The sequence below is a fragment of the Streptomyces sp. B5E4 genome, from assembly GCF_039871555.1.
Taxonomy (GTDB): Bacteria; Actinomycetota; Actinomycetes; order Streptomycetales; family Streptomycetaceae; genus Streptomyces.
The window spans coordinates 1-24,693 of record NZ_JBDPMI010000051.1 but is presented as its reverse complement, the minus strand read 5'-3'; the positions used below and the strand labels follow the sequence as shown (position 1 = coordinate 24,693).

Genomic DNA, 24,693 nt, shown 5'->3' with positions numbered 1-24,693 from the left:
TTTCGCCAGCGATTCGCCACCGAAAAGTCCTTGCTCCCGGACCCTGCCCGCGGAGTGGACTTGTGGTCTTTAATGGTTTAGACCAGGTTGACGGTCTTGGTCTGGACCAATCGTGGAACGAAGCCTGGCCTAGACCAATGAGGGTGTCAAGGGTGTGCGGCCTGCTGGTTCGGCTTCCGTTACCGGACCGACATGTGTGCTATCCCGTCACCCCGCGAGTGCACCGACGGGTGACGAGCCGTGCCAGGATGTGAGCCGCTACCAGACGGAGGAGTCATGAGGACGAACGCCGGACCGGCCGAGGGAACGTCGGCTGCGACGGTACCGGCAGCCGACGAGCCGGGACGTGCCGGGAGCAGCACCGGGCGGACCACCCGCGTGCCCAAGTACTACCGGCTCAAGCGGCATTTGCTGGAGATGACCGAGACCCTGCCTCCCGGCACCCCGGTGCCGCCGGAGCGCACGCTCGCCTCCGAGTTCGACACCTCCCGTACGACCGTGCGCCAGGCGCTGCAGGAACTGGTCGTGGAGGGGCGGCTGGAGCGGATCCAGGGCAAGGGCACGTTCGTGGCCAAGCCCAAGGTCTCGCAGGCCCTCCAACTGACCTCGTATACCGAGGACATGCGGGCCCAGGGTCTCGAACCCACCTCACAGCTCCTGGACATCGGCTACGTCACCGCCGGCGACCAGCTCGCCGAGCGGCTCGACATCACCCCCGGCGGGCGTGTGCTGCGCATCGAGCGGCTGCGCCTGGCCAACGGCGAGCCGATGGCCATCGAGACCACCCACCTGTCCGCGAAGCGCTTCCCCGCGCTGCGCCGCAGCCTGGTCAAGCACTCCTCGCTCTACACCGCGCTCGCCGAGGTCTACGACGTCCACCTGGCCGAGGCCGAGGAGACCATCGAGACCTCGCTCGCCACGCCCCGCGAGGCGGGGCTGCTGGGTACGGACACGGGCCTGCCGATGCTGATGCTCTCGCGCCACTCCGTCGACACCCACGGCGAGCCGGTGGAGTGGGTCCGCTCGGTCTACCGCGGCGACCGCTACAAGTTCGTCGCCCGCCTGCGCCGCCCGGTGGGCTGAGCGACCACGCCGCACGCGGCCCCGGCACGGCGCCGGGGCCGCCGCCGTATGCCGCCGTACCCCTGCCGCGTGCCGGGGCGACGACTCCGGCCCCGCAGCGGCCGCGTACCGCGGGGCGTTTCGCCGGCCCGCGCCCGTACCGGGCGCACGTGCGCCCTCCGAAGGATGCCGGCCGTACACCGTCCCCGCCGCCCGACCACTGGGGCCTGGGTCGCAAGCACCTCCTCGCCGGCATCGACGCCGGCCTGCGCCGGCTCGTCACCGGCGGCAAGGTGCGGCACATCGGCGCCGGCAACGTCACCGGCCGGCAGTTGCAGAAGGCGATCGGCCTCAGCAGGGCGCCCGGCTGGGAGCCCTTCACCTGCCTCCAGCCGCTCTACCACCTGCTGGACCGCTCGACCGAGTGGGAGCTGCCCGACGTCTGCCGCAACGAGGGCCTGGGCGTCATCCCGTGGAGCCCGCTGCGCGGCGGCCGGCTCGCCGGGGCGATCCGGCGCGGCACCGACGCGCCCGCCGCGGGCAGCCGGGTGGCGACCGCGGAGCGGATGGGCTGGAGCGAGTCGTGGAGCGCGTACGCCGGGCGAGGAGCGCACCGGCGCACGCTGGACGCGCTGCACGCCGTGGCGGAGGAGACCGGCCGGCCCGCCGCCGAGGTCGCCGTCAACCGACTGCTGCGCCGCCCCGGCGTCACCGCGCCCCTCATCGGCGCGCGCCCCACCGAGCAGCTCACCACGACGCTGCCGTCCTCCGACTGGGAGCTGACGCCGGCGCAGACCGCTCGCCTCGTCGAGGCGGGCGCGCCGCCGCGGCCGTACCCGTACAACGTGATCGCCACCGACCCCGAGGACCGCTGAGCCGCCGCCGGGGCCGGACACCGCGCCCGGCCCCGGCGCTCCCCCCTGGCCGCAGCGCCCCGGCCGGGACTTTCGTGATCGGATAGCGACTGATCGCCCTAGTGACGGCGGCCTGACCCTGCTCTACATTTCGAGCGCATTGCAAGAGATTGAGAGCTCAGGGGACGGAGCAGCCATGACTGTGCAAGCACCCCCGGACGTGCCGCGAAAGCCACGCCTGGAACCGAAGAGCGTGGTCCTGTGGACCGCGGTCGCCCTGGTGGGCGCCGTCGGCTGGACCATGCTGGCGCTCTCCCGGGGCGAGGAGGTCTCCGCGGCCTGGATGGTGGCCGCGGCCCTCGGCTCGTACGCCATCGGCTACCGCTTCTACTCGAAGTTCATCGCCTATCGCGTGCTCAAGGCCGACAAGACGCGCGCCACCCCGGCCGAACGGCTCGACAACGGCATCGACTTCCAGCCGACGGACCGCCGGGTCCTCCTCGGCCACCACTTCGCCGCGATCTCCGGCGCGGGCCCGCTGGTCGGCCCGGTGCTGGCGGCGCAGATGGGCTTCCTGCCTGGCACCATCTGGATCGTCGCGGGCGTGATCTTCGCCGGCGCGGTCCAGGACATGGTGGTGCTGTTCTTCTCCACCCGCCGCAACGGCCGTTCGCTCGGCCAGATGGCGCGCGAGGAGATCGGCCCTGTCGGCGGTGCCGCCGCGCTGATCGCCGTCTTCGCAATCATGATCATCCTGCTGGCGGTGCTGGCGCTGGTCATCGTCAACGCGCTGGCGGAGTCCCCCTGGGGCACGTTCTCCATCGGCATGACGATCCCGATCGCCCTGTTCATGGGCTTCTATCTCAGGATGATCCGGCCGGGTCGGGTCGCCGAGGTGTCGCTGATCGGCATCGCCCTGCTGCTGCTCGCGCTGGTCGCGGGCCGGTGGGTGGCCGAGTCCTCGCTCGCGGACACGTTCACGCTGAGCAAGGAGTCGCTGGTCATCTGGATGGTCATCTACGCCTTCATCGCCTCGGTGCTGCCGGTGTGGATGCTGCTCGCGCCGCGCGACTATCTGTCGACGTTCATGAAACTCGGCACCATCGCGCTGCTGTTCATCGGCGTGGTCGTGGCCGCGCCGACGCTGAAGATGGAGGGCGTCACCGACTTCGCCGGCGAGGGCACGGGACCGGTCTTCGCCGGCTCGCTCTTCCCGTTCGTCTTCATCACCATCGCCTGCGGCGCCCTGTCCGGCTTCCACTCCCTCATCTCCTCCGGCACCACACCCAAGATGGTGCAGAAGGAGACGCAGATCCGCATGATCGGCTACGGCTCCATGCTGATGGAGTCCTCCGTCGCGATCGTGGCGATGATCGCCGCCTGCGTGCTGGACCCGGGGCTGTACTTCGCGATGAACTCGGCGCCCACGGTGATCGGCGACACCGCGCAGTCGGCGTCGGAGGCGATCCAGGGCTTCGGGTACGAGATCACACCGGCGGCCCTGCAGGCCGCGGCCGACTCCGTCGAGGAGTCGACGCTGCTGTCCCGTACCGGAGGCGCGCCGACGTTCGCGATCGGCGTCTCGGAGATCTTCTCCGACGTGACCGGGGACAGTCTGAAGGCCTTCTGGTATCACTTCGCGATCATGTTCGAGGCGCTGTTCATCCTCACCGCGCTGGACGCGGGGACCCGGGTGGGCCGCTTCATGCTGCAGGACACCCTCGGCAACATCTACAAGCCGCTCAAGCGCGTGAGCTGGTGGCCGGGGCTCATCGCCACCAGCGCGGTCGTCGTGGGCCTGTGGGGCTACTTCCTGTGGGTCGGCGTCAACGACCCCCTCGGCGGCATCAACCAGCTCTTCCCGCTCTTCGGCATCACCAACCAGTTGCTGGGCGCGGTGGCGCTGACGATCTGCACCACGCTGCTGATCAAGTCCGGGCGGCTGAAGTGGGCGTGGGTGACGGGCATCCCGCTGATCTGGGTCGCGGTGGTGACGCTCACCGCGAGCTGGCAGAAGGTGTTCTCGGACGACCCGCGGGTCGGCTTCTTCGCCCAGGGCGACGTGGCGCAGGAGGGCATCGACTCCGGCAAGCTGTCCGGGCAGGAGCTGGAGGACGCCGAGACGATCGTCACCAACACCACGGTCGACGGGGTGCTGTCCGCGGTCTTCGCGCTGCTGGTGATCGTCGTGATCCTGGACGCGGCCCGCATGTGCGTGAAGTCCCTGCGCAACCCGGAGTCCGTCGTCAGCCACGAGGAGCCGTACCACGAGTCGTCGTTCATCGCACCGGCGCAGCTGATCGCGACCAAGGAGGAGAAGCAGGAGCTGGCCGCGGCCGGGCTGGGCAGCGGCGGCGGGTTCAAGCCGGGCACGCGACCGGGTGCCGGCGGCGGCGAGGGCGGCGGTGCGCAGGCCGGAGGGAGCTCGTGACCGGGACGGCGGCGCTGGCGCTGGCCGGCCGCAAGGTCTGGTGGTACGTCCGCGAGGTGATCGGCGACACGGCGTACGAGCGCTACGTCGAGCACCTGCGCGGGCACGACCCCGACGCGAAGGTGCCCACCCGGCGCGAGTTCGAGCGGATGCGCACGGACGCGGGCGACGACCCGCGCAAGGGCTTCCGCTGCTGCTGAGCGCGGTGCGGCCAAGGCCGCAGGCGTACGGGCCGCCGTCCCGGCATGCGGGGGCGGCGGTCCGTTGTCGGTGGGGCAGGGCAGACTCGAAGGCATGGACTTCACGGTGCGGCCGGTGCGGCCGGAGGAGTACGAGCGGGCGGGCGAGCTGGTCGCCCAGGCGTATCTGGCGGACGGGCTGCTGACGTTCGGCGAGGACGACGAGTATGTGCACGAGCTGCGCGACGTGCGCCGCCGGGCCGCGGCGGAGCGCGCCGAGGTGCTGGTCGCGGTCGACGGGGACGGCCGGGCGGACGGCGGGCGGGTGCTGGGCAGTGTGACGTTCGTGACGACGGGGTCGCCGTTCGCGGAGCTGAGCGGGCCGGGCGAGGGCGAGTTCCGGATGCTGGCGGTGGCCCGGGAGGCGCGCGGCCGGGGCGTGGGCGAGGCGCTGGTGCGGGCCTGTCTGGACCGCTCGCGGGAGCTGGGCGCGCACCGGGTGGTGCTGTCCAGCACCCCGGAGATGGGCACGGCCCACCGGCTGTACGAGCGGCTGGGGTTCGTCCGTACCCCGGCGCGGGACTGGCTGCCGCTGCCCGATCTGCCGCTCTGGGCCTTCGTCGCGGACCTCTGACGCCCGACCGGCATGCGACACAACATATAGGGGTGCTTCCCAGGCAAGCCACTAGATGTATGCTCGTCCTAGCTGCCGACGCAGGGGAATCCGGTGGAAGTCCGGAGCTGTCCCGCAACGGTAAGCGATGTATGGCCATGCCTGCGACGTGCCGGCGGGTCCGTATGTCGTGAGCCCGAAAACCTCCGGCAGCGATCGATGACGTCCGGGTCTCGTGGATTGGGCTCGCGGACGCACACGGGTTGCCTCGACGGAGGCCGGCATGCCCGCCTGCGCCCGTACCGCAGCCCTCTCCCGCGCGGCCCCGCCGAGCGAGGGAGAGCACCATCTTGACGATCGCACCACCGGCCGCGCCTACGGAGCCCGCCTCCGCCACCTCCCGTGCCGGCGACGGCCCGGCCACCGCGCTCACCCGCACCCTCGCCGAGCTGACCGCCGACCTGCCCGCCACCGACCCGGCCCGGGTCGCCGCCGACGCCCTGCGCGGACGCCACCCGGGCTCCGGCGAGGCTCAGTTGCGGGAGCTGGCCACCGAGGCCGCCGCGGCGCTGATCGCCGAGGAGCCGGAGTACTCGAAGCTGGCCGCCCGGCTGCTGACCCGGGCCGTCGCCGAGGAGGCCGCGGGCCAGGGCGCCACGAGCTTCTCCGCCGCGATCGCCGTGGGCCACCGCGAGGGCATCGTCGCCGACGCCACCGCCGCGTTCGTCCGGCGGCACGCCGCCCGCCTCGACGCGCTGGTCGACGAGGCCGCCGCCGAGGGCCGCGACGACCTGTTCGGCTACTTCGGCCTGCGCACGGTCTCCACCCGCTACCTGCTGCGCCACCCCACCGAGCGCGCCGTCATCGAGACCGCCCAGCACTTCTTCCTGCGCGTCGCCTGCGGGCTGGCCGCCGACGAGTCCGAGGCCGCCGTGGCCGAAGTCGCCGAGCTGTACGGGCTGATGAGCCGCCTCGGCTACCTGCCCTCCTCCCCCACCCTCTTCAACTCCGGCACCCGCCACCCGCAGATGTCGTCCTGCTACCTGCTGGACTCCCCCCTCGACGAGCTGGATTCGATCTACGAGCGCTACCACCAGGTCGCCCGGCTGTCCAAGCACTCCGGCGGCATCGGCATCCCCTTCACCCGGGTCCGCTCCCGCGGCTCGCTGATCCGCGGCACCAACGGCCACTCCAACGGCATCGTCCCGTTCCTGCGCACCCTGGACGCCTCCGTCGCCGCCGTGAACCAGGGCGGCAAGCGCAAGGGCGCCGCCTGCGTCTACCTGGAGCCCTGGCACGCCGACGTCGAGGAGTTCCTGGAGCTGCGCGACAACACCGGCGAGGAGGCCCGCCGCACCCACAACCTCAACCTCGCGCACTGGATCCCGGACGAGTTCATGCGCCGCGTCGAGGCCGACGGCCCCTGGTCGCTGTTCTCGCCCGCCGAGGTGCCGGAACTGACCGACCTGTACGGCGCCGGGTTCGACGCGGCGTACGCGCGCGCGGAGGCCGAGGGGCGGTACGTCAAGCAGGTCCCCGCACGGCAGTTGTACGGCCGCATGATGCGTACCCTCGCGCAGACCGGCAACGGCTGGATGACGTTCAAGGACGCCGCCAACCGCACCGCCAACCAGACCGCGGAACCCGGCGCCGTCGTGCACTCCTCGAACCTGTGCACCGAGATCCTGGAGGTCTCGGACGACGGCGAGACCGCGGTGTGCAACCTGGGCTCGGTCAACCTCGCCGCCCACCTCGGCCCGGACGGCGAGATGGACTGGGAGAAACTGGACGCCACGGTCCGCACCGCCGTGACGTTCCTCGACCGCGTCGTGGACATCAACTTCTACCCCACCGAGCAGGCCGCCGCCTCCAACTCCCGCTGGCGGCCCGTGGGCCTGGGCGTGATGGGCCTCCAGGACGTCTTCTTCCGGCTGCGGCTGCCCTTCGACTCGCCCGGGGCGCGGGCGCTGTCCACCCGTATCGCCGAGCGCCTCATGCTCGCCGCGTACGCCACCTCCGCCGACCTCGCCGAACGGCACGGCGCGCACCCGGCCTGGTCCCGCACCCGCGCCGCCCGCGGCGTGCTGCACCCCGACCACTACCCCGCGGCCGACGTGACCTGGCCGGAACGCTGGACCGCGCTGCGCACCCGGATCTCGGAGACCGGCCTGCGCAACTCGCTGCTGCTGGCCATCGCGCCGACCGCGACGATCGCGTCCATCGCCGGCGTCTACGAGTGCATCGAGCCGCAGGTCTCCAACCTCTTCAAGCGCGAGACGCTGAGCGGCGAGTTCCTCCAGGTCAACAGCTACCTCGTGGCCGAGCTGAAGGCGCTGGGGGTGTGGGACGCGCAGACCCGCGAGGCGCTGCGCGAGCACGACGGGTCCGTACAGGAGCTGACCTGGATCCCCGAGGAGGTCCGGGCGCGCTACCGCACGGCGTGGGAAATGCCGCAGCGCGCGCTGATCGACATGGCCGCGGCCCGTACGCCCTACCTCGACCAGGCCCAGTCCCTCAACCTCTTCATGGCCGCGCCGACCATCGGCAAGCTCAGCTCGATGTACGCCTACGCCTGGAAGTCCGGGCTGAAGACGACGTACTACCTGCGCTCCCGCCCGGCGACCCGGATCGCCCGCTCGGCCCGCGCCGCCGCGCCCGCCGGCCCCGCCCCCGTACCCCTGCCCGTCCAGCAGCCGCACGCCGACGACGCCGTCGCCTGCTCCCTGGAGAACCCCGAGACCTGCGAGGCCTGCCAGTGACCACCGCCACCGCAGCCAAGAACCTGCTCGACCCCGGCTTCGAGCTGACCCTGCGCCCCATGCGCTACCCGGACTTCTACGAGCGCTACCGGGACGCGATCAAGAACACCTGGACCGTCGAGGAGGTCGACCTCCACTCCGACGTCTCCGACCTCGCCAAGCTCTCCCCGGGCGAACAGCACCTCATCGGCCGGCTGGTGGCCTTCTTCGCCACCGGCGACTCGATCGTGGCGAACAACCTGGTGCTCACGCTCTACAAGCACATCAACTCGCCGGAGGCCCGCCTCTACCTCTCCCGCCAGCTCTTCGAGGAGGCCGTGCACGTCCAGTTCTATCTGACGCTGCTCGACACCTACCTCCCCGACCCGGACGAGCGGGCCGCGGCGTTCGCCGCCGTCGAGAACATCCCGTCGATCCGGGAGAAGGCGCAGTTCTGCTTCCGCTGGATGGACTCCGTGGAGAACATCGAGCGGCTGGAGACCAGGGAGGACCGCCGCCGCTTCCTGCTCAACCTCATCTGCTTCGCCGCCTGCATCGAGGGCCTGTTCTTCTACGGCGCGTTCGCGTACGTCTACTGGCTGCGCTCCCGCGGCCTGCTGCACGGGCTCGCGACCGGCACGAACTGGGTCTTCCGCGACGAGAGCATGCACATGGACTTCGCGTTCTCCGTGGTCGACACGGTCCGCGAGGAGGAGCCCGGCCTCTTCGACGAGGAGCTGGGGCGGCAGGTGCGCGACATGCTCGACGAGGCGGTGCGGGCGGAGCTGCAGTTCGCACGGGACCTGTGCGGCGAGGGCCTGCCGGGGATGAACACCGACTCGATGCGCGCGTATCTGGAGTGCGTGGCGGACCAGCGGCTGGTCCGGCTGGGCTTCGCGCCGGTGTACGGGTCGCAGAATCCGTTCGCGTTCATGGAGCTGCAGGACGTGCAGGAGCTGACGAACTTCTTCGAGCGCCGCCCGTCCGCGTACCAGGTGGCGGTGGAGGGCTCGGTCGGGTTCGACGACGAGTTCTGAAACCGCGCCGCCGGCCGGACCTGCCGCGAGGGCGGGTCCGGCCGGCGGCCGCTCACCGCTGCGGCGGCGTCGCCGCGCGGCTGGTGCTGCTGCTCTCGCCCGGGGTCAGATGCCGCAGGAGGGAGCGGACCAGTAGCGCGAGGACCGGCCGTCCACGTGCGTGTGGTCGTTGTGGCCCGGGTAGCCGGGACCGAGGATCCCGCCGAAGCCGTGGGTACGCGCCTGCTGGGCCAGCCGGCAGAACGACGGGGAGCCGACGAGGTCGGCCGCCGTACCGTACAGATGCTGGCTGTTGGAGGCACCGCCGACCGCGTTGTTGCAGGAGACGGAGCGGAAGCCGCTGCTGATGTTGATCGGCACGTCACCCAGGGCGTGCCGCATCGCCTCCAGCTTCCACATGGTGCGCTTGGCGTTCTCCTTGGCTGTCGCCGCGGAGACCGCGCCACCGCCCCAGGTGGAGTTGCACTTGTTCAGCTCGGCGTACGTGAAGTGCACCGGTGTGCAGTCGGCGTCCTGAAGGCTGTAGATCTTGTTGAACGTGTTGGTGCCCGCGACGCCGTCCGAGGCGAGCCCGTACGCGCTCTGGAACTTGGCGACCGCGGCCTTGGTACGAGGGCCGAAGTTGCCGTCGATGGCGAGGATCTCGCCGGACGTCACGTGCCCGGCCACCCGGATCTGCAGTTGGGTGACGTCGGCACCGGAGCTGCCTTCCGAGAGCGTCCGGCTCCAGGTGTAGCACGAGTCCGCCTGCGCGGTGCCGGCGGTTGCGACCGTACCGACGACACCCGCCGCCGCGATCATGAGGATGCTGAGGATGAGTCTGACCGTACGTCTGAGCATGGGGCCTCCGTGCCGTACGAATGGGGGGCTCCGAGCCTCGCGTGCGCCGGGCGCGCGGTCAACGAACCGCCCTTGCGCCAGTGGACTGGACCACTGCCGTAACCGCCGCGCAAGAGGCGGCGGTTACGGCACGGCAGGCAGCGGATCCGGGCAGGCCGGGGGCGTCAGTCGTTGGGGACGGTCTCGTACCGCGGGGTGTTCTCGGCCATCTGCTCCATGACGTCCTTGCGCTCGCGCTTGGAGAGCCGGTCGATGTAGAGCCGCCCGTAGAGGTGGTCCGTCTCGTGCTGCAGGCAGCGGGCGAAGTAGCCCGTGCCCTCAACCCGGAGGGGGTTGCCGTCGAGGTCCCGGCCGCTGACCACCGCGTGGTCGGGGCGGGCCAGCGACATGTACGCGCCGGGGACCGACAGGCATCCCTCGTTGCCGTCGTCGAGCTGCCGGCGGTCGGCGGGCAGCTCTTCCAGCACCGGGTTGCACACGGCGCCCACGTGCCGTACGCCGTCGTCGTCCGGGCAGTCGTAGACGAAGACCTTGAGGTCGACGCCGATCTGGTTGGCCGCGAGGCCCACGCCCTCCGCCGCCCGCTGGCTGGCGAACATGTCGTCCACGAGCCGCCGCAGCGCGTCGTCGAACTCCGTGACCTCCCGGCACTCGCGGTGCAGCACCGGATTGCCCACCACCGTGATCGGCCTGGCCGTGCCCCGCTCGCGGGCCGCCCGCTCACGCGCCTCCGCGTCCGTCACGTCGTCGATGAACACGTCCGGCGACTCCGCTTCCCGCCCCGCCTGCTGCTGCTCCGCCTGCTGCGTCATGCTCGCCGTACGCCTTCCTGGTTCCCGCCCTCACGAGCTTTACGAAAAGACCGGAGTCCAGGGTACGGCCAGGTTCCGACAGCCTCAGACGACTTCCTCCAGATCCCGCCAGTCCCGGGTGTCCGGGCTGTCCGCCGCCCAGCTCTCCAGCAGCCCGCGTACCAGCGACGCGGGCGCGGCTATCCCGCACTCCCGCTCCGGCACCCACAGCCCGTCCTCGGTGCGGTGCACCAGCGGCCCCGGCTGGCCGGGCTCGCTGTGGTCGTGCGGGTCGAGGGTCGCCTGCAGCGAGCCCTCGGCGCTGGGCATGCAGCTCTCCGAGCAGGTACGGCAGAGCAGCCGCACCGACGACGACCAGTCCTCGGCCGCGTACCCCGCCTCGGCCGCCAGCAGCTCCACGGCGTCCCGGTCCGCCTCGGTGGCCGCCTCCAGCAGCACCACCCACGTCGGCACCGGCGAGGGCGCCCACAGCTCTATCTCGTCGAAGACCGGGTACGACGGCCCCGCCTGTGTGGCCCGCTCGCCGTGCGGCACCCCGTCGTGCAGCACGACCTCGCCCCAGCGCCGCCCCGACGAGGGCAGCGGGATGCTCTGCACCTCGATCCGCGCCGGGTCGAGACGCCGGCCCCAGACGACCTCCGCCTCGCCCTCCGGCGACAGCCGCACCGCGGCGCTGCCCAGCTCCATGTCCTCCGGCGGCTCGGCCGCCCCCTGGTGCGCGGCGCCGCCGGGCACGCGCAGCCCGTACGCCTGCCAGGCCCGCCGCGCCAGCGGCCAGTCCTGCAGCGCGGTGGCGGCGATGCCGACGTTCCACCAGTCGGGCGCGCCCGTCTCGCGGTCGAGCAGCGCGACGGCGCGCAGGCCCGCGGCGCGCGCCTGCTCCCAGTCGTGCCGGAACTTGTGCAGCAGCGCAAGGTTGAACCACGACTCCGACAGCCAGGGCTCCAGGCCCGCGGCACGGGTGAGCAGCGCGCCTGCGTCGTCGTACCGGCCGTCGCCGATCAACGTGAACGCGCGGTCGGTCGCCTGCCGCCACGAGGCGGAGGGCCGATGCCGTGTTCTGCCGAAGATCCTCACGATTCCTGCCTGCCGTCTTTGACTCCAGGATGACCACTGTGCGGCCTGTCCGCACGGCGTGCTCTCCCGGGGGGCGCCGTTGCTCCCCGCAACTTCCTGTCCGCTCGGGTGCCGGGCTATGCCCGCATCCAACCACGCGGTGCCGTACACCCGCTTCTTACCGGTCAGTTCGCGTAGACGCCACTCGCCAGCACCTCCCGCAGCGCGTCCACCACGGCCGGGTCGTACTCGGCGCGACCGGCCAGACGCAGCCGCTCCAGGGCCGCCAGCGGTCCGGCGGCGATCGCGCCCTCACCCTTCGCGTTCCCCGTCACCAGTACGTCGTATGCGGCCGCAACGCGCACGATACGGGCTGCGACCGGCTGGTCACGGTACGGCTCCGCCTGCCGCTCCACGACGACGGCGACCTCGGCGGCCACCCCGGTCTGCCGCACCACCGCGCCGCCGAGCAGGGCGATGCGCCGCCGGTCGGCAAGGCTCGCGGCGCCGGGCGGCACGCTCCCGTCGCCACCGGGCGGCACGGGGTCGGCCAGGGAGAGCTTGCCGAGGTCGTGCATGAGCGCGGCCTGCTCCAGCACGTCCAGCTCCCGTTCGGAGAGTCCCCGTACCCGGCCGATCGCCCGGCTGAGGGCGGCGACGCGGTGGGCGTGGCCCGGGCTGTGGTACCCGGCCATCTCGGTCGCGCGGGCCAGCGAGGCGATGGTCTGGCGGTACGTGCGGCGTACCGCGGCGTAGCGGCGGAGGGAGACCTGGGTGAGCAGCAGCGGCAGGCTCAGCACGGGCAGCGCCCACGGCCCGGCCACCTGCGCGGCCAGCGCGATGACGACGCCGGTCGCGCACATCGCGGAGCCGACGCCGGGCAGGGCGCGCAGCTCGTCGCGGAGCAGGGGGCCGTACGGCCAGCCGGTGCGGGCCCGGGCGAGACAGGCGGCGAGGACGGCGTCGCAGAGCGCGGTCAGGGCGAGGACGGCGAGCAGCGCCAGGACGTAGCCGGGACCCACGGCGAAGGCGGCGACCGGGCCGCCGTCGCCCTCGTCGGGTGCGCCGGCGCACAGGGGGCGGCAGCAGGCGGCGGCGAAGGCGGTGCCGAGGACCCGGCGGACCAGGTGCTCGGCGGTGGGGCCGCGGCCCCGGGCGACGTGCGGGACGGCCCCGAGGACGGTGGCGGTGAAGGAGACGGCGGCGATCTCCAGAACGGCGCCGCCCGCCGCGTCCGCCGGAAGGCAGAGCAGCGCGTACCCGAGCGCACCGGCGGTCGCCAGCGGCGCGGGGATGCGCGCGGGGGTGCCCGCGCGGTGGTCGCCCGCCACCTCGCCGACCACGATGAGGAGGCCGAAGGCGAGCGCGGCCTCGGGGTGGGCGAGCCCGTGCCACAGCGTCCAGCAGAACCCGGCCGCGGTCACCGCTCCGGCGGCTCCCACGGCCACGCGCACCTCGGGCGGGGCCGCACGGCCCCGGGCAGGCGCCGGCGCCGCGCGCCGGCTGCGCGGCGCGCCTGCCGCGTGCCGTGTGCCGCTCATGCCCAATCGCCGCCGGCGGGCGGATCCGCGGGCCCCGGAGCGCCCCCGGCCGGGCGGGGAATCCTCCGGGCCGCCGTACCACCGCGGAGCACCCCGACGGCGTGCTCCGTCCCGTCCGCATCCGCCCCACCGCTGCCCGCCACCGCACCGCCGTCCGTGATCGCACCCCGATCCGCCCCGCCGCCCGCACGGGCGCCGCGCAGCGGCGCGGGGACCGCCGCGGGCTCGTCCGCGGTGACCTCGGCGTGCCAGCCGCGGCGCTCGATCGCCCCGGCCAGCGCGCGCACCATCCGGGGGTCGAACTGTGCCCCCGCGCACCGCCGCAGCTCCGCCAGCGCCGCGGGCACCTCGCGCGCGCGGCGGTAGGAGCGGGTCGACGTCATGGCGTCGAAGGCGTCGGCGACCGCCACCACCCGGGCGTATTCCGGAATCCGCTCGCCGGTGAGCCCGTACGGGTAACCGCCGCCGTCCATCCGCTCGTGGTGGTGCAGGATCGCCGAGCGCACCTCCTCCAGGAAGCCGATGCCGCGGACGATCTCGTGCCCGTACTCCGGGTGCAGCTCGATGATCCGCCGCTCCTCCGGCGTCAGCGGCCCGTCCTTGCGCAGGATGCGCGTCGGCACCCCGAGCTTGCCGACGTCGTGCAGGATCCCGGCGAACCGCAGCACCTCCTGCCGCCGCTCGTCCATGCCCAGCTCGCGCGCGATGAGCACCGACGCGCGGCCGACCCGCTCGCTGTGCCCGCGGGTGTAGCGGTCCTTGATGTCGACGGCCTGCACCAGTGCGCGGATCGTCGCCTGGTGCGCCGCGCGTTCGCGGTTGGCCTGGGCGAACGCCCAGCAGGAGATGGCCATCGGCAGCAGGACGAGCAGACCGCTGGCGGGGCCGTGCGGGCTGCGCCAGAGCATCGCCATCATCAGCCCGGCCAGCCCGTGCACCAGGTACGTGCCCGCCGCCGCGGGGGCTCCGGCGAGCGTCGTGCGCGGGGAGCGGCGCTCGGCGGCGGCCTGCATCAGGGCGGCGAGGAAGGTGAGTACGGTCCAGAAGGCCGCGACCGCGACGAGCGCGGCGGGCAGCAACTCGGGGAACCCGGCCTCGCCGAGCCTGGCGCCCCCGGGCACTCGCCCGGCGGCGTACGCGGCCGCCCAGCCGGCGAGCGCCAGTTCCGCGGCCCGCCACAGCCGCCGCGGGGCGGCGGGCTGTTCGGCGATCCGGGCGGTCAGCGCGCCCGGAAGGGGGACGAGGGCCGCCGCGGCAGGCGGCAGCAGAAACGCTCCTGCAAGGAGGACGGGAAAGAACGCGCCGATGCCGTCGGGCACCCGGCCGGCCGGGGGGAGGACGCGCCAGAGGTGTTCACCGGCGGCGTAGACGGCCGCCAGCAGGGCCAGCGCCGCCCACGGAGTCGCTGCGCCCGGCCGGAGCGCGGGAACGGCGCATGCCGCCGTGGCGAGCAGTGCGCACCACAGACAACCGCGCCCGGCCGCAGAGACCTGCGCCACCTGCCCCATGCGCCCCACGCTCCTCGTCCCCGCGGTACTCCGTACGAGTTGGGGAGCATAGGGCGGCACCTACGGCCGAATGGGGCGCAGTTGCCTAAAAGAACACTAGGAGCCGGGTGGATTCGCACCTTCGAGTGACGTGGGGCGGCCCTCGTCCCCGGCGTCGAGCACCGGCTGCTCCGGTACCTCGTCGCCGGACCTGATGGTGTCGATCCGGCCCATCACCTTCGCACGGAGATCCGCCGGCACGTCGTCCTGCCCGCAGCAGCGCTTGACGAGCTTCTTCACGGCCTGCTCCAGGCCGTATTTCTCCAGACAGGGGCTGCACTCGTCGAAGTGCACCTGGAACTTTGCGCAGTCGCCTTCCGGCATCTCCTTGTCGAGATACTCGTAGAGGTGGTCGAGGACCTCTGAGCAATCCGTCTCGTGCGGCTCTCCGCAGCTCACGATCCCGAACCCTTTCCCGTGTGCGACCCGGCCGACTCCGGCCCGGCTCCCGCCGGCATCAGGCCGCGCTCCTGCGCGTAGTCCTCCAGGAGACCGCGCAACTGGCGGCGACCGCGGTGCAGCCGGGACATGACCGTACCGATCGGTGTCCCCATGATGTCCGCGATCTCCTTGTAGGCAAAGCCCTCGACGTCCGCCAGATAGACGGCGATGCGGAACTCCTCCGGGATCGCCTGGAGGGCTTCCTTCACATCCGAGTCGGGCAGGTGGTCGAGCGCCTGGGCCTCGGCGGAGCGCAGGCCGGTCGACATGTGCGACTCGGCGCGCGCGAGCTGCCAGTCCTCGATCTCCTCGGCGGCACTGCGCTGCGGCTCACGCTGCTTCTTGCGGTACGAGTTGATGAACGTGTTGGTCAGGATGCGATAGAGCCACGCCTTCAGGTTCGTGCCCTCGCGGAACTGGTGGAAGGACGCGTACGCCTTGGCATAGGTCTCCTGCACCAGGTCCTCCGCGTCGGCGGGATTGCGCGTCATGCGCAGCGCGGCCGAGTACATCTGGTCGAGGAACTGGAGCGCGTCTCGCTCGAAGCGCGCGTTCCGCTCGGCGGACGTCTCCTCGGGCGCGGTCGGCTCCTCGGCCGGCTCGCCCTTCCCCGTGTCGGTCCCAGTGACGAGACCCACCTCCTCCAACACCGTGGTGGAGCCTCCCGTGGCCCCGTACGGTTCGGAGGATAGACGACGTACGTGCACATCCGCCGCCCAGTACTTCTCCGCTGCCTCCGGCTGCGGACGCGACGGGCATGCGACCCCGCTCATGCGTTTCCCTTCGACGATCGCCTCACGTATACCGGTGAGAACGCATGCTTCCGATGCCGCATTCCCCGGGCTGCTCCGCGGGGGCGCCGGGGCGGGGGTACGGGTCATGCCGGCCGTCAGCGCAGGCCGGCGAGCCAATCCGCCGCGGCGGCGGTGATCGTGGCGGCCGTCCCGGCGTCGTCCGGCGGCGCGCTCCTGGCCACGGCGAAGCCGTGGTCCGCGTACGGCACGGGCACGACGTCGACGTCCGCGGGGAACTCCGCGGGCCCGCCGAACGGGTCCCGCTCGCCCTGCACCACGCGGGTCGGCACGCCGGCGTCCAGCAGCTCCGCCAGCCGGGACTTCTCCGGCTTGCCCGGCGGGTGCAGCGGGAACGCCAGGGCGAGCACCGCCCGGGCCCCGAGGTCCCGGGCCGTACGGCACGCGACCCGGGCGCCGGCGCTCCGGCCGCCCGCGACGACGGGCACCCCGGTCTTCTCCAGGGCGGGCCACAGGGCCGTCCAGCCGGCGTCGAGGGTCTTGGGCGCCGGCGCCAGCTTGCGTCCCGCGACCCGCCAGGGCTGCTCGACGAGCGCGACGGTGACCCCCTCGGGGGGCAGCGCGGCGGCCAGCGCCCGCAGGTCGCGGGCCTCGATGCCGCCGCCGGCGCCGTGGCTCAGGGCGAGCACGAGCCGCGGGCGCGCGGCCCGGTGCCAGGTGATGCGGGCGTCACCGGGCGGCGTGGCGACGGTCTGGGTGGTGGGCTTCACGCACCTCAATCTAGGCGAGCGCCACGCGCCCGCGGCGCCCCCGCACAGGGGACGTCGCAGATCCGTGCACACCTCCGCCCGCACCCGCCGCACCCCCCTCGGCCGGGACCCGGCCGGTGGCGGACCGTGGTTCGTGTGCTCGTGGCGGATCAGTCGCTCTTGAGCTTCTTCCTCTTCGAACGGGCACGGACCATCAGGAGGATGAACACGATGACGACGGCGACGACGCAGAGCACGACGATCACCGTCGTGCCACCGGCTTCGCCGCCGGAGCCGCCGCCGCTGAAGCCGCGGCCACGGCCGCGGCGCGCAAGTAAGCCGGGAACGTCCTGGAGGTAGGTCATGAGCGGGCAGCCTAAGCGGTGAAGGCACGGCGCCCGCACCGGCCCGGGGAACCGCCGCCGGGATCTCGCCGGGCCGGGCGGACTCCGGGAGGGCCGGCCCTAGAACAGCGTCTCCTCCTCCGGCGCCGCTATCTCCTCGACCAGCTCCGCGCCGTTGTTGCGCACGTCGCTCACCTTCGTCGACACCGGGAACGCCCGCAGCAGCCCCGCCGGCGGCGGGGTCAGCAGCTCGCGCAGTTCCTCCGGGTCCTTGTTGGCCGGGTCGAGCCAGGCGTCCCAGCGGTCCGGGGTGAGCATCAGCGGCATCCGCGGGTGGATCTCGGCGAGGGTGTGCGGCCCGGACTCCCCCGCGGAACCGCCCGCCAGCTCCGTGGTCTCCGCCTCGGTCGTGAGCACCGTGCACGTCACCCACCACGCGCGCGGGTCGTCGTCCGGCAGCGTCTTGTCCCGCCAGAACTCGAAGAGCCCCGCCATCGCGAAGACCGAGCCGTCGACGGGGGTGACGAAGTACGGCTGCTTGCGGGGCCGCTTCTTCTTGCCCTCCTCTTCGAGCTGCCGCTCGCCCTTGAACGTCAGCCACTCGAAGTAGCCGTCGGCCGGCAGCAGGCACCGCCGGGAGACGAACGCGCGGCGGTAGGCCGGCTTCTCGTGCACGGTCTCGGCCCTGGCGTTGATCATCTTCACGCCCAGGTCCGGGTTCTTCGCCCAGGACGGCACGAGGCCCCAGCGCAGCGCCCGCAGCTGCCGCACGGGCCGGGGGTCGTCGGAATCCCGCTCGGGGCGCTCCAGCACCGCGTACACGTTCTTGGTGGGCGCCACGTTGTAGTCGGGCGCGAGCGTCTCCTCCGCGTCCCACTTCTCCACCTCGAAGAGGTTGACGAGGTCCTCGGGTTTCCTGCTCGCCGCGTACCGTCCGCACATGGGTGACAAGACTGCCACGCCCCGCTGACAGCCCGCACACGGCGCCTTGGCTACCCTGCTCGTCCGAGCACCGGGAGGGCACATGGAAGGAACCAGCCTCGGCGAGCTGTGGGACCGTGTCGTCGGCACCCAGCCGGACCCCTCGGAGTGGCTGGTCGTGGTGACGGGGCTGGTGGCGCTCTCCGCCGTGCTGCCCTGGGGCATATGGCGGGTGGCGCGCAACGCCGTCACCATCGCGCACGAGGGCGGCCACGGCCTCGTCGCCGTCCTGACCGGCCGCCGTCTGGAGGGCATACGCCTGCACTCCGACACCTCCGGCCTGACCGTCAGCCGCGGCAAGCCCTCCGGCCTCGGCATGGTCCTCACCGCCGCCTCCGGCTACACCGCCCCGCCGCTGCTCGGCCTCGCCGGCGCCTGGCTGCTGGCCGACGGGCGCATCACGGCGGCGCTGTGGGGCTCGATCGCCCTGCTCGCGGCGATGCTGCTGATGATCCGGAACGCGTACGGGGTGGTGACCGTCGTCCTGACCGGGGCCGCGTTCTTCCTCGTGTCCTGGCTGACCGAGCCGGAGGTGCAGGCGGCGTTCGCGTACGGGGCCGTGTGGTTCCTGCTGCTCGGCGGGGTGCGGCCGGTCTTCGAGCTGCAGCGCAAGCGGCGCCGCGGCGAGGCGCCGCAGTCCGACGCCGACCAGTTGGGGCGGCTGACGCACACCCCCGCCGGGCTGTGGGTGTTCCTGTTCTTCATCGTCGCCCTCTGCGCCCTCGCCGGCGGCGCCCGCTGGCTGCTCGACCTCTGATCCGCCCGGCGCACCGCTGCCGCTCGCGACCCCGCCGCCACGGTTGTCCACAGGCCGCCGGTCGTCCACAGGCCGCTGGGCGAACCCTGCGGGGGGCGGGCCGGCCCGCATAGGGTGAGTGCCATGACCGCTTCGCAGAGCAGCCCCTGGCCCGCACCGATCGCCGAAGGACCGGTGACCGCGGCCGTCACCGTGCCCGGATCGAAGTCGGTCACGAACCGGGCGCTGGTGCTCGCCGCGCTCGCCGCCGGGCCGGGCCGGCTGATCCGGCCGCTGCGCTCGCGCGACAGCGCCCTGATGTCGGGCGGCCTGCGGGCCCTCGGCGTCGGTATCGAGGAGGACGCCGGCCCGGACGGCGCCGAGGAGTGGCGCGTCACCCCCGGCGGCGTGCTGCGGGGCGATGCCACGGTGGACGTGGGCAATGCGGGCACGGTCATGCGTTTCCTGCCGCCCGTCGCCGCCCTCGCCGACGGCCCGGTCCGCTTCGACGGCGACCCGCGCAGCCACGAGCGCCCGCTGCACGGCGTGATCGACGCGCTGCGCGCCCTCGGCGCCCGGATCGACGACACCGCGCAGGGCAGCCGCGGCGCCCTGCCGCTGACGGTGTACGGGGAGGGGACGCTGCAGGGCGGCCCGGTCGAGGTCGACGCCTCCTCGTCCTCGCAGTTCATCAGCGCACTGCTGCTGTCCGCGCCCCGCTTCGACAAGGGCGTGGAGCTGCGGCACACGGGCCGGCGGCTGCCCTCGCTGCCGCACATCCGCATGACCGTGGAGATGCTGCGGGGGGCCGGCGCCGAGGTGGACGCGCCGGAGGACGGCGGCGAGCAGCACGTGTGGCGGGTGGCGCCGGGCGCCCTGCGCGGCAGGGACCTGACCGTGGAGCCGGACCTGTCGAACGCGCAGCCTTTCCTGGCCGCCGCGCTCCTCACCGGCGGCCGGGTGACGATCCGCGACTGGCCCCGGCAGACCACGCAGCCCGGGGACGCGCTGCGCGCGATCTTCACGGAGATGGGCGGCTCCTGCGAGCTGGTGACCACCGCGGACGGCACGGACCTGGTCTTCACCGGCGCTTCCTCGGCAGGCGGCGTCCGCGGCATCGACATCGACCTCTCCGAGGTCGGCGAGCTGACACCCGGTATCGCCGCGGTGGCGGCGCTGGCGGGTTCGCCGTCCCGGCTGCGCGGCGTCGGCCACCTGCGGCTGCACGAGACGGACCGGCTCGGCGCCCTCACCCGGGAGATCAACGGGCTGGGGGGTGACGTCACCGAGACGGAGGACGGCCTGGAGATCCGTCCCCGCCCGCTGCACGGCGGCGTCTTCCACACGTACGACGACCACCGGATGGCCACGGCGGGCGCGGTCCTGGGCCTGGTGGTGAAGGGTGTGCAGGTGGAGAACGTGGAGACGACCGCCAAGACCCTGCCCGACTTCCCCCGGATGTGGGCCGGCCTCCTCGCCGGTGCGGACACCGGCCCCGGAGCCGGGCCCGCCGCCGGCGCGCCCGCCGCCCCCGCCCCGAGAGACTGACCCGCGCGATGCGGCGCTACGGCAAGAACCCCGACGAGGACGACGTCCGCGTACGCCCGGACCGCCGGGGCAGCCGCCCCCGCAGCCGCAACCGCCCCAAGCACGAGGACGCCGCCGAGGGCTTCGTCCTGACCATCGACCGCGGCCGCATCACCTGCCTCGTCCAGGACCGCACGGTCACCGCCATGAAGGCGCGCGAGCTGGGCCGCAAGGGCATCGTCGTCGGCGACCGGGTCGCCGTCGTCGGGGACGTCTCCGGCGACCCCGGGACGCTGGCGCGCATCGTCCGCGTCGAGGAGCGCACGTCGGTGCTGCGCCGGACGGCTGACGACGACGATCCGTACGAGCGCGTGGTCGTCGCCAACGCCGACCAGTTGGCCATCGTCACCGCCCTCGCCGACCCGCCGCCGCGGCCGCGGCTGGTGGACCGCTGCCTGGTCGCCGCCTACGACGGCGGGCTCGACCCGCTGCTCGTGCTGACGAAGTCGGACCTGGCGCCCGCGGACGAGCTGCTGGAGTCGTACGCGCCGCTGGGCATACGGGCCGTCGCGTGCAACCGCGACGAGCTGGCCACCGGTGAGGGCGCCGCCCGCGTGCTGGACCTGCTCACCGACCGCGTCACCGCCTTCGTCGGCCACAGCGGCGTCGGCAAGACCACTCTGGTCAACGCGCTCGTGCCGGAGCGCCAGCGGGCGACCGGTGAGGTGAACCTCGTCACCGGCCGCGGCCGGCACACCACGACGTCCGCGCTCGCCCTGCCGCTGCCCGACGACAAGGGCTGGGTCATCGACACCCCCGGCGTGCGCTCGTTCGGTCTGGCGCACGTCGACCCGTCGCGCGTCATCCACGCCTTCCCCGACCTGGAACCCGGGACGGCGGACTGCCCGCGCAACTGCAGCCACGACGAGCCGGACTGCGCGCTGGACGCCTGGGTCGCCGAGGGCCACGCCGATCCCGCACGGCTGGCCTCGCTGCGCCGGCTGCTCGCCACCCGCGAGCGCCGGGAAGGAGACTGACCGCGGCCGGGCCCGGGGCCGCCGGAGGCGTTCGGCAGGTCCATCGCCCCCGCGGACGCGCGTTGGGCATAATCGCAGGAGCGTCAACCGAACGGGAGGCACTACACGATGGCGTGGCTGCTGGTCGTCGTGGCCGGAATCCTCGAAACCGGCTTCGCCGTCTGCCTCAAGCTCTCCCACGGCTTCACCCGGCTGTGGCCGACGGTTGCCTTCTGCGTGTTCGCGCTCGGCAGCTTCGGCCTGCTGACGCTGTCGCTGAAGAAGCTGGACGTCGGCCCGGCGTACGCGGTGTGGACGGGCATCGGTGCCGCGGGCACCGCGATCTACGGCATGGCCTTCCTCGGCGACATGGTCTCCACGCTGAAGCTCGTCTCCATCTCGCTGGTGATCGTCGGCGTCATCGGCCTGCAGCTGTCCGGCTCGGCGCAGTGAGCGCCAGCAGCCCGCGGACCGTACGCTCCACGTCCTCGCCCCGGGCCGCGGGCGCGACCACGTACGACAGCGTCAGCCGGGTCACCGCCTCGCAGACCCGGCGGCGTTCGCCGGGGCCTCCCGGCAACTGCTCCTCCAGCGCCCGCTGTACCCGGTCGCGTACCGCTTCGACCAGCTCCGCAGGCGTCTCCACGGACGGGTCCCCGCGCCGTACGCCCGGTGTCCCGCCCCGGGCGGGCACGCGCCGCGCGGGGGTCGGCAGTTGCTCGCCCCAGCAGCCGGTGAGCGCGGCCCGCACCAGCGGGTTGCCGCGCGCGGCGCGCAGTGTCCAAGCGACCAGAGCGAGCAGTCGGCCACCGGCGTCGGCGCCGGATCTGCGGGCGCCGGCCAGCGTCCGCTCCACGCCCGCGAGATAGCCGTCGATCTCGCGTCTGACGAGGGCATGGGCGAGACCCTCCTTGCTGCCGAACTCGTTGTACAGAGTCTGGCGGGACACCCCGGCCGCGGCGGCGACGTCGACCATCCGCACCGCCGCCCAGGGCCGGCTCCTGAGCGCCGCGAAGGCGGCGTCGAGAAGTCCTTCTCGCGCTGTGGGCATCCTGGCCTCCAGAGGGCGACCGTGCGCTCAGAATTGACGCACCGCCAGGTGCTGTCAAGGGTCCGTACGAGGGGCCCGGAGACCCGCCACGCGCGCGGACGAAGGTTGGCGGCGCACCTTTGGGGTTACTGTTCGTTGCATGGCCGGTTTTCATGATGATCTGCGTCTCGCCCACGTCCTGGCGGACGCCGCCGACGCCACCACGATGGAGCGGTTCAAGGCCCTCGACCTGAAGGTCGAGACGAAGCCGGACCTGACTCCGGTGTCGGAGGCGGACAGATCGGCGGAGGAGCTGATCCGCTCCTCGCTGCGCCGCGCCCGGCCACGCGATGCCGTGATGGGCGAGGAGTACGGCACCGACGGCACCGGACCGCGGCGCTGGATCATCGACCCCATCGACGGTACGAAGAACTACGTACGCGGCGTCCCCGTCTGGGCGACGCTCATCGCGCTGATGGCGCCGGGCCCGGAGGGCAACCAGCCGGTCGTCGGCGTGGTGTCGGCGCCGGCCCTCGGCCGCCGGTGGTGGGCGGTGCAGGGCGGGGGCGCGTACACCGGCCGCAGCCTGGCGAAGGCCAGCCCGCTGCGGGTCTCGGGCGTCCAGCGCATCGAGGACGCCTCGTTCGCGTACTCCTCGCTGCACGGCTGGGACGAGCGCGGCAGGCTCGACGGCTTCCTGCACCTGACCCGCGACTGCTGGCGCAGCCGGGGGTACGGGGACTTCTGGCCGTACATGATGGTCGCCGAGGGGACGGTCGACATCTGCGCGGAGCCGGAGCTGTCGCTGTGGGACATGGCGGCGTGCGCGGCGATCGTGGCGGAGGCGGGCGGCTCGTTCACGGGTCTCGACGGCGAGCCGGGACCGCACAGCGGCAACGCCGCGGCGTCCAACGGGCTGCTCCACCAGGAGCTGCTGAAGTACCTCGGCCCGTAGCCGTACCTCCTCCGGGCCGCCGGCAAACCCGCGCCCGGGGGCACGGACCCCGGCGGCCGGACATCTCCTGCCCCTTGTTGCACTCTCCTCAGCGTGCCAGTCTGGCAACGACAGACCTTGTGAACTTGTGAAACTCTTCACAGGCCGCGCAAGGGCCCGTTCCCCACGCCTAGGAGGTGGCTCCACCCCATGCTCGTCCGCGACGCCATGAGCACGGTGGTCCTCACCATCGGCCCCGCACACACACTCCGCCAGGCCGCCCGGCTGATGTCGGCGCGGCGCGTCGGCGCGGCGATCGTCTTCGACCCCGACACCAGCGGGCTCGGCATCCTGACCGAGCGCGACATCCTCAACTCCGTCGGCGCGGGCCAGGACCCGGACACGGAGAAGGCCGACGACCACACGACCACGGACGTCGTCTTCGCCGCACCCGGCTGGACCCTCGACGACGCCGCCGACGCCATGACCCACGGCAGCTTCCGCCATCTGATCGTCCTCGACGACGCGGAGCCGGTGGGCGTCGTGTCCGTACGCGACATCATCCGCTGCTGGACCCCCGCGCGGCAGATGCCGGAGCGCCGCGAGACAGCACTCGCATAGCGCGCCCGGACGCGTCAGAGGGGTCGGGAGCCCGACCGGCATCCCGACCCCTCTGTCCGTGCACGGCAACCGGCCCGTGACCACACAGGGCCTGGAGCGCGGCCTCGGGACCGATCACCGTAGTCTGCCAGTGAGCTTACATTAGACACAGTCCAAGTCAAGATGCCAATGAAGTTCGTATGGGTTCTGGTCATAGAGCGGTGCGCTGCTACCCTGAATGCATGAGCGACCTCCTGGAGCGACTGCGCGGCCGTGGCTTCCGGCTCACCGCACAGCGGCGAGTCGTGGCCGAGGTCCTGGACGGCGACCACGTGCACTACACCGCCGACGAAGTACTCGCACGTGCCACCGCGCGGCTTCCCGAGATCTCGCGGGCGACGGTCTACAACACGCTGGGCGAGCTGGTCGCCCTCGGCGAAGTACTCGAAGTCAGCACGGACGGCCGCGCCAAGCGGTACGACCCGAACGCCCACAGTGCCCACCAGCACCTGGTCTGCAGCCGCTGCGGCTCGATCCGCGACGTGCGCCCGGAGGGCGACCTGCTGTCGACGCTGCCCGAGACGGAGCGCTTCGGCTTCCGGGTCTCCGGCGCGGAAGTCACGTATCGCGGCATCTGCCCGGACTGTGCGGGGCGCAGCACCACGTAATTTGCGCTGGGCGATCAGCCAGGGGTAGTGTTGGTTTCACCGACGCGGGGTGGAGCAGCTCGGTAGCTCGCTGGGCTCATAACCCAGAGGTCGCAGGTTCAAATCCTGTCCCCGCTACCACTGACGGAGGCCCGGACCACTTGGTCCGGGCCTTCGTCGTTGTCCGCGCACGAACGAGCGCCTACCGCAAGCGGGCCGGCGGCAG

General features: G+C 72.8%; 25 protein-coding genes, 1 tRNA gene and 1 riboswitch. Of the genes, 15 read left to right on the top strand and 11 right to left on the bottom strand.

What is annotated here, in order from left to right; all coding sequences use genetic code 11:
* Window positions 1-276 precede the first annotated feature (276 nt).
* The 7 genes from ABGA99_RS35385 to ABGA99_RS35355 all read left to right on the top strand — a co-directional run bounded on the left by ABGA99_RS35385 (window position 277) and on the right by ABGA99_RS35355 (window position 8,914).
* Complete coding sequence (locus tag ABGA99_RS35385; protein WP_347576144.1) at window positions 277-1,083, top strand: GntR family transcriptional regulator; 807 nt, start codon at window positions 277-279, stop codon at window positions 1,081-1,083.
* Window positions 1,084-1,232: 149 nt separating this feature from the next.
* Complete coding sequence (locus ABGA99_RS35380; protein ID WP_347584224.1) at window positions 1,233-1,937, top strand: aldo/keto reductase; 705 nt, start codon at window positions 1,233-1,235, stop codon at window positions 1,935-1,937.
* Between the two features lie 175 nt (window positions 1,938-2,112).
* Complete coding sequence (locus ABGA99_RS35375; RefSeq protein WP_347576146.1) at window positions 2,113-4,347, top strand: carbon starvation CstA family protein; 2,235 nt, start codon at window positions 2,113-2,115, stop codon at window positions 4,345-4,347.
* On the top strand, window positions 4,344-4,547 hold the full coding sequence (locus tag ABGA99_RS35370; protein WP_347576147.1) for a YbdD/YjiX family protein: 204 nt from the start codon (window positions 4,344-4,346) through the stop codon (window positions 4,545-4,547). The genes ABGA99_RS35375 and ABGA99_RS35370 overlap by 4 nt, the downstream gene beginning before the upstream one ends.
* 94 nt (window positions 4,548-4,641) lie before the next feature.
* A complete protein-coding gene (locus tag ABGA99_RS35365) occupies window positions 4,642-5,160 on the top strand; it encodes a GNAT family N-acetyltransferase (protein ID WP_347576148.1) in 519 nt (172 codons plus the stop codon).
* A 58-nt stretch (window positions 5,161-5,218) separates the two neighbouring features.
* Window positions 5,219-5,366: riboswitch (cobalamin riboswitch) on the top strand.
* Window positions 5,367-5,489: 123 nt separating this feature from the next.
* Entirely contained in the window at window positions 5,490-7,898 is a 2,409-nt protein-coding gene (locus ABGA99_RS35360) for a ribonucleoside-diphosphate reductase subunit alpha (RefSeq protein ID WP_347584223.1), read from the top strand.
* Window positions 7,895-8,914 (top strand): ribonucleotide-diphosphate reductase subunit beta, encoded by a 1,020-nt coding sequence (locus tag ABGA99_RS35355; RefSeq protein ID WP_347576150.1) that lies wholly within the window; start codon window positions 7,895-7,897, stop codon window positions 8,912-8,914. The genes ABGA99_RS35360 and ABGA99_RS35355 overlap by 4 nt, the downstream gene beginning before the upstream one ends.
* A 105-nt stretch (window positions 8,915-9,019) precedes the next feature.
* On the opposite strand, the gene ABGA99_RS35350 is transcribed toward ABGA99_RS35355, so the two are convergent.
* The 10 genes from ABGA99_RS35350 to ABGA99_RS35305 form a co-directional block, all read right to left on the bottom strand.
* Window positions 9,020-9,754, bottom strand: coding sequence for a D-Ala-D-Ala carboxypeptidase family metallohydrolase (locus tag ABGA99_RS35350; RefSeq protein ID WP_347576151.1), 735 nt, complete (start codon window positions 9,752-9,754; stop codon window positions 9,020-9,022).
* Between the two features lie 164 nt (window positions 9,755-9,918).
* The gene (gene def, locus ABGA99_RS35345; protein WP_347576152.1) at window positions 9,919-10,566 is read right to left on the bottom strand and encodes a peptide deformylase; all 648 of its coding nucleotides are present in this window, start codon (window positions 10,564-10,566) and stop codon (window positions 9,919-9,921) included.
* Between the two features lie 84 nt (window positions 10,567-10,650).
* Complete coding sequence (locus tag ABGA99_RS35340; protein ID WP_018835051.1) at window positions 10,651-11,643, bottom strand: hypothetical protein; 993 nt, start codon at window positions 11,641-11,643, stop codon at window positions 10,651-10,653.
* Between the two features lie 164 nt (window positions 11,644-11,807).
* Window positions 11,808-13,064 carry a metal-dependent phosphohydrolase gene (locus ABGA99_RS35335; RefSeq protein WP_347584222.1) on the bottom strand — a complete coding sequence of 419 codons (1,257 nt, stop codon included), beginning with the start codon at window positions 13,062-13,064 and terminating at the stop codon, window positions 11,808-11,810.
* A gap of 95 nt (window positions 13,065-13,159) precedes the next feature.
* Complete coding sequence (locus ABGA99_RS35330) at window positions 13,160-14,671, bottom strand: HD-GYP domain-containing protein (protein WP_347584221.1); 1,512 nt, start codon at window positions 14,669-14,671, stop codon at window positions 13,160-13,162.
* A gap of 96 nt (window positions 14,672-14,767) precedes the next feature.
* Window positions 14,768-15,109 carry a mycothiol system anti-sigma-R factor gene (gene rsrA / locus ABGA99_RS35325; protein WP_347576154.1) on the bottom strand — a complete coding sequence of 114 codons (342 nt, stop codon included), beginning with the start codon at window positions 15,107-15,109 and terminating at the stop codon, window positions 14,768-14,770.
* Window positions 15,106-15,924, bottom strand: coding sequence for a sigma-70 family RNA polymerase sigma factor (locus ABGA99_RS35320; protein WP_347576155.1), 819 nt, complete (start codon window positions 15,922-15,924; stop codon window positions 15,106-15,108). The genes rsrA and ABGA99_RS35320 overlap by 4 nt, the downstream gene beginning before the upstream one ends.
* Window positions 15,925-16,040: 116 nt before the next feature.
* On the bottom strand, window positions 16,041-16,673 hold the full coding sequence (locus ABGA99_RS35315; protein ID WP_347576156.1) for an alpha/beta family hydrolase: 633 nt from the start codon (window positions 16,671-16,673) through the stop codon (window positions 16,041-16,043).
* Window positions 16,674-16,822: 149 nt separating this feature from the next.
* The gene (locus tag ABGA99_RS35310; RefSeq protein WP_347576157.1) at window positions 16,823-17,017 is read right to left on the bottom strand and encodes a hypothetical protein; all 195 of its coding nucleotides are present in this window, start codon (window positions 17,015-17,017) and stop codon (window positions 16,823-16,825) included.
* A 99-nt stretch (window positions 17,018-17,116) separates the two neighbouring features.
* Window positions 17,117-17,938, bottom strand: a complete 822-nt coding sequence (locus ABGA99_RS35305) for an SOS response-associated peptidase (RefSeq protein ID WP_347576158.1) — start codon at window positions 17,936-17,938, stop codon at window positions 17,117-17,119.
* Window positions 17,939-18,020: 82 nt separating this feature from the next.
* Here ABGA99_RS35305 and ABGA99_RS35300 point away from each other — a divergent pair, with 82 nt between their 5' ends.
* From ABGA99_RS35300 to ABGA99_RS35285, 4 genes are all read left to right on the top strand, one after another.
* Window positions 18,021-18,734 carry a M50 family metallopeptidase gene (locus ABGA99_RS35300; protein WP_347576159.1) on the top strand — a complete coding sequence of 238 codons (714 nt, stop codon included), beginning with the start codon at window positions 18,021-18,023 and terminating at the stop codon, window positions 18,732-18,734.
* A 123-nt stretch (window positions 18,735-18,857) separates the two neighbouring features.
* Window positions 18,858-20,261 (top strand): 3-phosphoshikimate 1-carboxyvinyltransferase, encoded by a 1,404-nt coding sequence (aroA, locus tag ABGA99_RS35295; protein ID WP_347576160.1) that lies wholly within the window; start codon window positions 18,858-18,860, stop codon window positions 20,259-20,261.
* Between the two features lie 8 nt (window positions 20,262-20,269).
* Complete coding sequence (gene rsgA / locus ABGA99_RS35290; RefSeq protein ID WP_347576161.1) at window positions 20,270-21,277, top strand: ribosome small subunit-dependent GTPase A; 1,008 nt, start codon at window positions 20,270-20,272, stop codon at window positions 21,275-21,277.
* 108 nt (window positions 21,278-21,385) lie between these two features.
* Window positions 21,386-21,709 carry a multidrug efflux SMR transporter gene (locus tag ABGA99_RS35285; protein ID WP_347576162.1) on the top strand — a complete coding sequence of 108 codons (324 nt, stop codon included), beginning with the start codon at window positions 21,386-21,388 and terminating at the stop codon, window positions 21,707-21,709.
* Here ABGA99_RS35285 and ABGA99_RS35280 read toward each other — a convergent pair.
* Window positions 21,675-22,307: a TetR family transcriptional regulator gene (locus ABGA99_RS35280; RefSeq protein WP_347576163.1), complete on the bottom strand. Its 633-nt coding sequence runs from the start codon at window positions 22,305-22,307 to the stop codon at window positions 21,675-21,677. The two genes, ABGA99_RS35285 and ABGA99_RS35280, sit on opposite strands and share 35 nt — an antisense overlap.
* A gap of 139 nt (window positions 22,308-22,446) precedes the next feature.
* Between ABGA99_RS35280 and hisN the strand changes: the two genes are divergently transcribed.
* The 4 genes from hisN to ABGA99_RS35260 all read left to right on the top strand — a co-directional run bounded on the left by hisN (window position 22,447) and on the right by ABGA99_RS35260 (window position 24,608).
* Window positions 22,447-23,241, top strand: a complete 795-nt coding sequence (gene hisN / locus ABGA99_RS35275; protein WP_347576164.1) for a histidinol-phosphatase — start codon at window positions 22,447-22,449, stop codon at window positions 23,239-23,241.
* Window positions 23,242-23,430: 189 nt separating this feature from the next.
* A complete protein-coding gene (locus ABGA99_RS35270) occupies window positions 23,431-23,841 on the top strand; it encodes a CBS domain-containing protein (protein WP_347576165.1) in 411 nt (136 codons plus the stop codon).
* A gap of 221 nt (window positions 23,842-24,062) precedes the next feature.
* Entirely contained in the window at window positions 24,063-24,488 is a 426-nt protein-coding gene (locus ABGA99_RS35265) for a Fur family transcriptional regulator (RefSeq protein ID WP_347576166.1), read from the top strand.
* Between the two features lie 43 nt (window positions 24,489-24,531).
* Window positions 24,532-24,608: transfer RNA gene (locus ABGA99_RS35260), tRNA-Met, on the top strand.
* The last annotated feature ends 85 nt before the right edge of the window (window positions 24,609-24,693 follow it).